At 47.8% G+C, this 11,412-nt stretch carries 7 protein-coding genes; all 7 read right to left on the bottom strand.

What is annotated here, in order from left to right:
* Positions 1–244: 244 nt before the first annotated feature.
* The 7 genes from GT1_RS05555 to nifJ all read right to left on the bottom strand — a co-directional run bounded on the left by GT1_RS05555 (position 245) and on the right by nifJ (position 11,381).
* Positions 245–1,534: an ArsB/NhaD family transporter gene (locus GT1_RS05555; RefSeq protein WP_188397886.1), complete on the bottom strand. Its 1,290-nt coding sequence runs from the start codon at positions 1,532–1,534 to the stop codon at positions 245–247.
* A 245-nt stretch (positions 1,535–1,779) separates the two neighbouring features.
* Entirely contained in the window at positions 1,780–3,027 is a 1,248-nt protein-coding gene (locus GT1_RS05550; RefSeq protein ID WP_188397885.1) for a lactate racemase domain-containing protein, read from the bottom strand.
* Positions 3,028–3,241: 214 nt separating this feature from the next.
* Complete coding sequence (panB, locus tag GT1_RS05545; protein ID WP_188397884.1) at positions 3,242–4,093, bottom strand: 3-methyl-2-oxobutanoate hydroxymethyltransferase; 852 nt, start codon at positions 4,091–4,093, stop codon at positions 3,242–3,244.
* A 236-nt stretch (positions 4,094–4,329) separates the two neighbouring features.
* A complete protein-coding gene (locus tag GT1_RS05540) occupies positions 4,330–5,562 on the bottom strand; it encodes an alanine--glyoxylate aminotransferase family protein (RefSeq protein ID WP_188397883.1) in 1,233 nt (410 codons plus the stop codon).
* A gap of 359 nt (positions 5,563–5,921) precedes the next feature.
* Complete coding sequence (locus GT1_RS05535) at positions 5,922–6,479, bottom strand: GNAT family acetyltransferase (protein ID WP_188397882.1); 558 nt, start codon at positions 6,477–6,479, stop codon at positions 5,922–5,924.
* 33 nt (positions 6,480–6,512) lie between these two features.
* Entirely contained in the window at positions 6,513–7,535 is a 1,023-nt protein-coding gene (locus GT1_RS05530; protein WP_188397881.1) for an aldo/keto reductase, read from the bottom strand.
* Between the two features lie 336 nt (positions 7,536–7,871).
* Positions 7,872–11,381 (bottom strand): pyruvate:ferredoxin (flavodoxin) oxidoreductase, encoded by a 3,510-nt coding sequence (nifJ, locus tag GT1_RS05525; RefSeq protein ID WP_188397880.1) that lies wholly within the window; start codon positions 11,379–11,381, stop codon positions 7,872–7,874.
* Between the last annotated feature and the right edge of the window lie 31 nt (positions 11,382–11,412).

Raw genomic sequence — 11,412 nt, 5'->3', positions numbered from 1 at the left:
CAGAAGCCTTACACCCTGTATTCTAACAGGAGGTACTTTTTTGTTCAAAACTCTTTTTTGTTCGTTACAGGAATGCTCCTCAATAAATTAAAGATATACTACTGCCAAAAATATGCTCAGGTGCCAAAATTGCTGTGAACTGATGCGGGGATTTTATTCTCTATTCAGAAAAATCGGTCCTTTAAAAAATAGAAATACCCCCGGCTTGCTGTATTTGCATTTCGCCAGCACCGAAACCTGCTGCTTACATCAGGTAGCGGATAACGACATATACGGTGCTGATACCGATGGATAGCAGCATCAGCGGAAAGGCAATCTTAAAATAGTTCCGGAAAGTAATAGGATGCCCTTGCTGAGCGGCCAGACCGGCAACAATAATATTGGCACTTGCGCCAATAATTGTACCGTTACCGCCAAGGCATGCTCCCAGAGCCAGACTCCACCAAATCGGCTCAAGATTGGTAATACCAAGACTGCCCAGATCTCTAATCAATGGAATCATGGTAGCAACAAAGGGAATATTGTCCACAAAAGCGGAAGCAATGGCACTGAGCCAGAGAATGAGTAACGCAGTAGCGGTCAGATCGCCGGAAGTCAGTTCAATTGCCCTGCCAGCCAAAAAAGAGATGACGCCGGTATCCACTAACCCGCCGACAATGATGAATAAGCCGACAAAAAAGAATAACGCCACCCATTCCACTTTGTTAAAGATGTGTTCCAGATTCTTTTCAGATTGTCCGGCTGTCAGCAACAGCAGCAGGCTGGCACCGATAAGCGCTACGGAGGCGGAATCAAGTCCGAGATACTGATGTGTTACAAACATCCCAATGGTCAATGTCAGTACCGGCAAGCAAGTCCGCAGCAGTTTGCGGTTGTGCAATTGTTTTGTTTCGTCAAGCTGCATGATTTTCGCCCGCAACTCATCCGGAGCTTTTAATATATCGCGATACAACCATGCTAGTATGGCAATGGTTACAAAGTGGATGAAAAAAGCGATAGCACTCAGATTATCAATGAAAGCCATAAAAGTTAATTCTTTCACCGCACTGCCGATCATGATATTTGGCGGATCGCCAATAAGCGTAGCTGTTCCACCAATATTTGACGCCAATATCTGTGCAATTAGATAAGGTACCGGCGGTACTTTTAGCTGACTTGTGATACTGATGGTTACCGGGACGGTAAGCAGTACAGTTGTCACATTGTCCAACAACGCGGAGCAAACAGCCGTCAGCGTACTTAGAGCGATAAACAGCTTGACAGGATCACCATTTACCTTTTTGGCCGACCAGATGGCCAGGTAGTTAAATATCCCGGTTTCAGCGGTAATATTGACAATAATCATCATGCCAACCAGCAGCCCAATCGTATTAAAATCAATATGGTGAATGGCCTGTTCCTGAGTTAGAACCCCCAGCCCAATTACAGTCATTGCCCCCGCCATTGCAATAACTGTCCGGTGAATTTTTTCCGAGATGATTATGGCATATACGATAAGAAATACAGCCAAAGCAATTACGACTTGATTATCCACTATGCATACACCAACACCCTTCTATAATTAATTTTTCACACTAGCTAGCTGATACAATAAACTGCAACTTTCGTGCCAAAAATATAATTACAAAAACAATGCCGAATTTACAGTATTTTTGTTCAAATTACAAAATTCACAATTTTATTAGTGTTATAATTTTGCGAATAATGTTAGAAAAAGACAGCCCATTTCTTACAGCCGTTATAACAAATCTTCATTCTGTTGCCTGCAATTAGAAAAAATCAGTTGCCAAAGAATAATTGCATAACCCCTTTGTCGGAAAAAGACAATGGGCCGATTTCCTGAATGACTTCCAGATTGTCCTGCTTTTGAATGGCCGGCAGCAGGCTTGCAGATACCACCAGTTCTTCCATTTCCAGCGTATTTCGGATTACACAGATATGCGCGTCCTGCGGTTTAACCGGGCCAATGGTTTTGAGGGCTGTTTCAATGGTTTCCTGTTCCGTACTCAGATAGATCGGGATTTTCCCCCGTTCCAGATAGCCGGTGGAAATGACATTTGCATACATTGTTTTAAAATCAATTTTATCCACCAGTTTTTGGGTCGTAAAATCTGCCAACCCGATTCCCAGGGCATTCCCGTAAGAGTCGTCCATTAAGTCCAGTACCACAATACGCTTGATTGCAATATTCCCAGGCTCAGGTAATCCCTCTACTCTCTGGCGTCCAATCACATTAGTATCCATCCCGGTTCCGCTGATGGTCTTGCCCATTGTTCTGACAATCAGCAAGTCTAATTGTTGGAAAGGGAGACGAGCCATTAGTTTTTTTGCTTTTGCCAGCAGCTCCGGCTCCCGCCGAATGAGCTGGCTGCCTCTGATGACTTCCAATTGTTCTGTTTTTTCCCGGCTGTTCTCAATGATAGCCAAACCACCAATAATGTTGGTCTTATTAATCACAATATCCGCAGCCTGTGGTATATATTTTGCAAGGCCATGAGTATGAATGGCCACACAACCCTTGTGCTTTGCCAGACCAATGGCAATCATTTTGATTAGGCCGCTTTCGACAGGTGCATCAAAGTCAGTATGCGGCTTAATCCGGTTAATCAGAAAAATCCCTTCCGCTTCGGCTGCGGACTTATCCAAATATACCGGCACCCCGTCTGGTGTTTGCCCAAGGAGGATTACTTCCATGCTGGAAACAACGGGTACACCGGTTTGTTCCGCCGTTATTCCCAGCGATGCCAAAACTTTTGTCTGTCCTGCCGCAGTTGCGCCGCCATGGCTCCCCATGGCCGGAACAATAAAAGGATCGGCGCCCAGGCGTTTGAGTTCATTTATGGCACAGCGCACAATGGTACTAATATTGGCAATTCCCCGGCTGCCGACGGCTACAGCAATTTTTTGACCTGCTTTGATTTCGCATTGCAAAGCGGCTTGCGTAAAAGCGCCGGATACTTCGCCGGCTATATCGTTAATTGCAGCACAGCTAAATTTTTGATGTACCAAAAACATGCTTGGCATCATGATATTCAACTCCTTTTATAGTGTAAACACGCAAATATTGTACCAATATGAGGTTCGCAAAGCTTCTTTATGTGACACATTGTTTTTAGCAGCAGAAAAGACAGTGAAATTGAAAAATAACAATCCCCCTGTCTTTTCTGCCTATTTTGGAATTCATGCTTGATGCTTTAACTTAATGGCATTGCTTTATACCAACCTTTAAGCTATATAAAGCCTACTTTTCCAGCGCCAGCAAAAATTCCTTCACCGCTTCTTCACTCATTTTGTAGGTATGCTCGGCATCGTCAGGGAATTCCCCCTTTACCACATCTTCACGGTATTGTTTAAAGGCCGCTGTCAGCACTTCACCCACATTGGCATATTTCTTAACAAATTTCGGGGTGAAATTATCGTACATTCCCACCATATCGGCATAGATTAAGAGTTGGCCGTGGGTGTAGGAACCGCCGCCAATGCCGAGGATAGGTATACCGGCTCTCTCCGTAATGGCCTTGCCTACAACCGCCGGCACGCCTTCTATCAGGATGCTGAAAGCTCCTGCCTGTTCCACTGCTTTGGCTTCATTGACAATTTTCATGGCAGCTGAAGCACTGCGCCCCTGGGCCTTATAGCCACCGATTTGCCCCATGAGCTGCGGCGTCAGGCCGATATGACCCATAACCAGGATACCGGCTTGCTGGATGGCTCTAATCCGGCTGGCAATTGCTTCCCCGCCGCCCTCAAGCTTGATAGCGTCAACCAGTGCCTCTTTTACCAGCCGGCCGGCATTGGCAACCGCATCTTCATCCGATTTTTGATAGGACATGTAGGGCATGTCACCAACAATAAAGGTATTGGGAGCGCCACGGCGGACTGCCTGGCAATGCCGCACCATATCGTCCATGGTGACCGGGAAAGTAGTATCATAGCCTAAGCAAACCATCCCCAGGGAATCGCCCACCAGAATCATATCGATGCCCGCTTTTTCCACCATTTTTGCCGTAAGATAGTCATAAGCTGTTAAATAGGTGATTTTTTCACCATTCTCAATCATTTTTGCAAAATCATTAATTGTTTTCTTTGCCATAGTAATCTCCTCGCTGTTTATTTTTGACTAACTGCCCTATGTATAGTGCAATTATCATGCCAACAATAAACGGCTCCTACAATGGCTTATTCCAAGGCTTTTACACAGTTATGGCCTGAGCATTGTGTGCAATACTCCGTTTTCGTCGTTAGAAATATTCTTTTTTCTAACAATTTTATAACGCCATAGAAAAGAGATAGTCTCTTCGTGAGACTATCTCTTTTCTACGTTTGCTGTTATTTGGCTTTGGCAGCTTGGTACACATCCAAGGCTGCCTGTACAGCCTTACCGGCATAAACCTTAGCACCATGACGAATCAGAACAGCCTCTAATGCCCCTAACACAGTAAGAATATTCTTCTGCCGGCAACTGTATCCCATACTGCCAATACGCCAGATTTTTCCCTTCAACGGACCAAACGAGCTGGCAATCTCCAGATAAAAATCCTCAAGCAGCATTTTGCGGACAGACTCACCGTCCAGCCCGGCAGGGATAGTAATCGCAGTTACCGCTGGCAGCTTGCATTCCGGATTGCCGTACAACTCCAGCCCCATGGCTGTAATTCCCTGCATCAGTGCTTTCTCATGCAGCGCATGGCGGGCAAATCGTTCTTCCAGTCCCTCTTCCAAAACAATCCGCAGACCTTCTCGCAGGGCATATATCATCGAAGTTGCTTCTGTATGGTGATTCAAGCGAGCCGGCCCCCAATAATCCATAAGCTGACTAAGGTCAAAGTAATTGCTGCGAATCATGCGGCTTTGATTATTCTTAGCCTTGCCCGGCTCTACCAGTCCCTGCTCAATCTTCTTGCGCTCTAAAAGCAGCTTCTCTACCCGTGAATTAAAGGTAATGGGTGCCATTCCCGAAGGTACAGACAGACATTTTTGCGTACCGCCGATAGCGGCATCAATTTTCCACTCATCTACCTTAACAGCTGCCCCGCCCAGGGTAGCCACCGCATCGACAACAAACAGGACATCCAGCTCCCGGCAAGCTTCACCGATAGCTTTTAAGGGCTGCATACAACCTGTTGACGTTTCACCATGCACCATAGCCACAATTTTGGGCTTAACCTTCTTTATCTCTTGAATCACGGTTTCCGGTTCGAACACATTGCCCCATTCAGTCTCGATGGTAACAACCTCTGCCCCATAGCGTTCGGCAATCTCTACCAGCAGATGTCCAAAACGGCCATAGATAGGTATGAACACCTTGTCCCCCGGTTCAACAATACTGCAAAGCACAGCCTCAATCCCCGCCCGGGAAGTGCCGTCAATCGGGAAAGCCCATCTGTTCTCAGTCTGAAACACGGCGCGAATCATAGCCATAGTCTCATTCATAATCCCAGTAAATTCAGGGTCAAACTGCCCCAAAATCGGTGTACACATAGCCCTCAGTACCCTTGGCTCAACCTCAACCGGCCCTGGAGTCATCTGGGTACGTTCCGAAGTATTCAAGTCTTTATACATAGTATGTATCTCCTTTTCCCTCAAAATAAAAGAAAGTCAGAACAATTATTGCTCCTATTATTAAACTACATAGGTAGCTTATTCGAAGACATCGCTTTATTAATTTAACACGCAAACCCTTATTTAGTCAATAAATCATTTAGTTTGTAAACAAAAAAAACAATCAAGCGCCCAAGCTCATCCTTATCTGCCAACTCCGGAAGCAAAGGGACGTTCATTTTGCTTCTCTCGTCTCATCATAAGGAAAAAGGCCACTGCCGCTAAAGCCTCTATCATGTATTGCAGAGGCGAATTTATTGCAAATAAAAAGTAAGAACGATACCTCACAATTATGAAATATCGCTCTTTCGCTTCTGCCGCTATTGCGTCATAGCGGTTGAACAAGCCATCAAATAATAGTCATTCTGATTAAATTGAAAGGTTCCCGCTTTTAGCATCGGAACTTTTTTAGTATGTGCGGCATAGGAACGATGATTGATCTGGTTAATGAATGTCACCATAACTGGATAACGTTCCCGCATGCTGGCCAACGAGGCGTAAAACACTTGCTCAAACAAGCCGGTTCCTCTAACTGACTTATCAATACAAATTGGCCCATACTGGTAAGAATTTTGTGTTGTCAGTATCTTATCTTCAAACATAAACTCGGGTAACCTTTTAATCATATAAGCAAAGAACGGCCAATCCGACCAAAATTCCCATGACGCAGCCATAGCAAAAGCAAGAACCTGGCCATTGTCTTTTGCAATCGTAACACCGCGTTCCTGGACAATTAATGCTTTAAGCTGTGCATCGGTAAAATTAGTTGTCACAAAGCCATCCGGCTTGTGCTCTGCACTGATATAGCTGATGTGGTTGGCTTTTAACAAAGAAAGGATTCCGTCTGCATCCTCTATATTTGCCTGCGAAATAACCATGAATAAACTCCCCCTCATTTGGGTTGCCATATTTTACTTTGCATGGGTTTCATAAAACTCTTGGTAGCGCTTTAACTCCCGCTTCAGTAAATTGGGCGTATCAAGTTGGTAGGGGCACTGGGACCGGCACTGACCGCATTCCACACACTGCTCAATCAAGTCCATTTTTTCTTTGAAATTATCCTCTAAAAACCCCTGATATGGTGCCCGGTGCACCAGCAGTGAAATCCGGGCCTGTATTGGAATCTCTATGCCAACCGGACACGGCATGCAATACCCACAGCCGCGGCAAAAATCTCCCGCGAGCTCGCTGCGGTCCTTGTGAATGGCCTGCCACATCGCCTCATCTAACACCGGCGGATTTTTTTCCATGGCAATAAATTGATCCAGTTCGCTCAGGCGCTGGATACCCCAAATCGGCACCACATTATCATATTGCCGCAAAAAAGCAAAGGTTGTTGCTGCATTGGTGATCAGCCCGCCGGACAACGCCTTCATAGCAATGACGCCGATGTTTCTTTCTTTGCAGGCGGCAATTAACCTCAAGTCATCCTCCGAAGACAAGGTATTAAGGGGAAACTGAATGGTATCATACATTCCAGAGACAGCCGCTTCCATGGCCAGCTTATTGCTGTGGTTGGTAATGCCGATAAAACGAATCAGACCTTTTTGTTTTGCCTCTGCCAGAGCTGCGTACAGCCCTTCTTTATCAGCAGTTTCCGGCAGTTCTTGGGGATTATGCAGTTGATAAATATCAATATAATCTGTCTTCAAATTGCGCAGGCTTGTTTCCAAGTGCGACAGCAGTGTTTTCTTATCGCGAGCGTGGCTTTTGGTTGCAATCACAATACGACTGCGCACATCGGCAAGAGCATAACCGATTTTTTCTTCACTGTCCGTATACATACGCGCCGTATCAAAAAAATTGATTCCTTCATCATAGGCTTTACGCAGAATGGTTTTAGCCTCATCAAAAGAAATGCGCTGTATCGGCAGAGCGCCAAAACCGCTTTTGCTCACCTGTAATCCTGTGCGTCCCAGCTGCATTATATCCATCTTACAACCTCCCAAACAATAATATCCTAAGGCTTGCTAATTTCAAATGTCGCCTCAATTGCTGCCATAACATTTCCCGGCAAAGAAGCTACACCAACCGCTGCCCGGGCATGTGCCCCAACACAATGTTATAACCGGCATAACTACCTACCGCTTTGGGAACTTCCGGAAGCTCAAGGCCTTTCTGCGCTAATATTCTTCCTACCATGTCTCTTCTCCTCTGCAATTATATTTTGTATTTTAATAAAAAGTCCTGGGACTTCAATGGCCCAGGACTTTTTCCTGACTAAACCTGTCAGTTAAAGGCACGTGATGAGTTTACCTACTTACAGTAACCTATTCTTGCCTGGCCAACCGTTTATAAACCGCTAACCGCTCCTTAGCGTCCTGCTCCGTCTTAGCAAACAAGCTTTCCGCCTGTTCAGGGAATTGCTGTATGAGGGAGGAGAAACGCACTTCGCCCATCAGGAATTCCTTGAAGTCCATGGTCGGTTCTTTGGAGTCCAGCACAAACGGATTCTTACCGGCTGCTTTTTGCTCCGGGTTATACCGGTACAGCGCCCAATAACCGCTGGCTACTGCCCGTTTGGCTTCCAGCTGGCTGCAGCCCATACCCAGCTTCAGTCCGTGATTAATACAGGGAGCATAGGCAATGATGATGGAAGGTCCGGGGTAAGCCTCGGCTTCGGCAATGGCTTTCAAGGTCTGGCTTTGGTCGGCTCCCATGGCAATCTGGGCGACATAGACATACCCATAGCTCATGGCAATCAGGCCCAGATCTTTTTTCTTGGTCTTTTTGCCGCTGGCGGCAAATTTGGCAATGGCCGCTGTGGGCGTGGCTTTGGAGGATTGCCCGCCGGTATTGGAGTACACCTCGGTATCAAAAACCAGAATATTGACATCTTCCCCGGTTGCCAGCACATGATCAAGCCCGCCAAAGCCAATATCATAGGCCCAGCCGTCACCGCCAAATATCCATTGTGAGCGTTTGACCAAAAAGTCGCGGTTGTCATATAGCTCGTTGAGCAAGGGGTTGTCGCCTTTATACTGTTCTAACACCGCAATCAGTCTATCTGCCCTGGCTCTGGTTCCCTGGCTGGTGTCCTTGCCGGCAAGCCATTCTGCGCAAGCTTGCGCCAGTTCGCCGCCGGCAAACTCTTTAGCGGCTTGTTCCACCGCCTGCGCCACTTGCTTACGCATTTGCTTGACGGCAATATGCATGCCCAGGCCGAATTCGGCGTTATCCTCGAACAGGGAATTTGCCCAGGCCGGGCCATGGCCGCGATGGTTTGTAGTATAGGGAATGGAAGGTATACTGCCTGCCCATACCGAGGAGCAGCCGGTGGCGTTGGCTACCATCATTCTGTCGCCAAACAGTTGGGTTACCAGCTTGGCATAGGAGGTTTCCATACAGCCGGCGCAAGCACCTGAGAACTCCAAGAGTGGCTGTTCAAATTGGCTGCCTTTAACGGTTAATGGATTTACCGGATTGGGTTTGGGAGCAAGGGTTAACGCATAATCCCACAATGGCGCTTGTGCCAGTTGTGTTGCCAGCGGCTCCATATGCAAGGCTTTTTCCTTGGCCGGGCAAACCTGGACGCAATTGCCGCAGCCGGTGCAGTCATAGGGGGAGATTGCCAGGCGGAAGCTTAGTTCTTTAGCCCCGTTGGCTGTCTTTACCTGAAATCCTGCCGGAGCTTTAGCCACTTCTTCGCCGGTAGCCAATACCGGCCTAATGGCGGCATGCGGACAGACGAAGGAGCACTGGTTGCACTGAATGCAGTTTTCCGGCAGCCAGGCGGGGACATCAACAGCAATGCCGCGTTTTTCATAGGCAGAGGTTCCCAGCGGGTAGCTGCCGGATTCCAGGCCGGCAAAGGCGCTTACCGGCAAGCTGTCTCCTTCCTGACGGTTCACAGGAACCAATATCTTGTTGATAAATTCAGGGGCTTGCCGCTCTGCGGTTTTACCTTCTTCTGCCCTACTCCAGGTGGCGGGAATAGTAATTCTGACAAGGGCTTCTGCCCCTTTGTCGATGGCAGCCTGATTCATCGCCACGATTTTTTCCCCTTTGCTGCCGTAGGATTTGACCACGGCGTCCTTAAGGTAGGTAATAGCATCGGTTAAGGGGATGATATCGGCAAGTTTAAAGAAGGCGGCCTGCATAATCATGTTAATCCGCCCGCCAAGGCCAAGTTCCTGGGCAATGCCGACGGCGTCAATGGTATAAAAGTGAATGTCGTTTTTCGCCAAGTACCGCTTCATGGCTGCCGGCAGCTCTTTGTCCAGTTCTTCGGCGCTCCACCGGCAGTTTAGGAGGAAGCTGCCGCCTGGTTTGAGTCCATCCAGCACGTTGTAGTTAGATACGTAAGACTGGTTGTGGCAGGCAATGAAATCTGCCTTAGTGATAAGATAGGGCGATTTGATGGGCTGTTTGCCAAACCGGAGATGGGAGATGGTCACACCACCGGACTTTTTGGCATCATAGACAAAGTAGGCTTGGGCATACATATCGGTATGCTCACCGATAATCTTAATGGCACTCTTATTGGCACCAACCGTGCCGTCTGAGCCAAGGCCCCAGAATTTGCAGGCTTTGGTGCCGGGGGCGGTGGTGTCAATATCCTGGCCGTAGGGCAGCGATAAATGGGTGACATCATCAAGGATGCCGACGGTAAAGTTGTCCTTAGGTTTATCGGCTTTTAGATTGGCGAAAACACCCTCAATATGGCTGGGGATGACATCCTTGCCGCCAACGCCACAGCGTCCGCCGAAGATTTCGGGCTGCCAGGCTTTGCCGTAGAAAGCAGTCTTCACATCCAGATACAGTGGTTCGGCCAAAGCTCCCATTTCTTTGGTCCGGTCCAGGACGGCAATCCGTTTTACGGTTTTAGGGATATATTTAAAGAAATGCTCAAGAGAGAACGGCCGGTAGAGATGCACAGTCAATAGACCGACTTTTTCACCGCCGGCGTTAAGATAGTCTACTACTTCTTCGATGGTTTCACACATCGACCCCATGGCGATAATCAGTCTGTCGGCATCCGGCGCGCCATGGTAATTGAACAGATGGTATTCCCGTCCGGTCAGGCGGGTAATTTCGGCCATGTAGCCTTCCACAATGTCCGGCAGGGCCTGGTAATAGCGGTTGGAGACTTCACGCTGCTGAAAGTGGACATCAGAATTTTGCACCGTACCGCGCAGACTGGGGTGGTCAGGATGCAGTGCACCCCGCCGAAACTTAGCCACCGCCTCTTTGTCCAGCAAACCGGCCAGTTCATCATACTTGAGCACTTCAATCTTTTGCACTTCATGGGAGGTTCTGAAACCGTCAAAGAAGTTCAGGAAGGGAACACTGCCTTTGATGGCGGATAAGTGTGCGACAGCAGCCAAATCCATGACCTGCTGAACACTGCTTTCAGCCAATAAGGCAAAGCCGGTCTGACGGGCGGCCATAACGTCGGAGTGGTCGCCAAATATGCTGATGGCGTTGGCCCCCACTACCCGTGCGCTTACATGGAAGACGCCAGGCAGTAACTCGCCGGCAATTTTGTACATATTGGGGATCATTAATAATAAGCCTTGGGAAGCAGTATAGGTGGTGGTCAGCGCACCTGCCTGCAGCGAACCGTGAACAGCACCGGCGGCACCGCCTTCTGACTGCATTTCTACAACTTCTACTGTCTGCCCGAAGATATTTTTCTTGCCTTGTGCCGCCCACTCGTCGACACTTTCCGCCATATTGGATGACGGGGTAATGGGGAAGATGGCTGCTACATCGGTAAAGGCGTAGGATATATAGGCTGCCGCTGTGTTGCCGTCCATGGTTTTTGTTTTTCTTGGCATTAATAAATCTCCTCCATTCTTATAGGGACTA

The sequence above is a fragment of the Sporomusa sp. GT1 genome, from assembly GCF_014634905.1.
GTDB lineage: Bacteria > Bacillota > Negativicutes > Sporomusales > Sporomusaceae > Sporomusa > Sporomusa sphaeroides.
The sequence above is the reverse complement of the archived record's forward strand: the minus strand, read 5'-3'. Positions and strand labels throughout refer to the sequence as shown.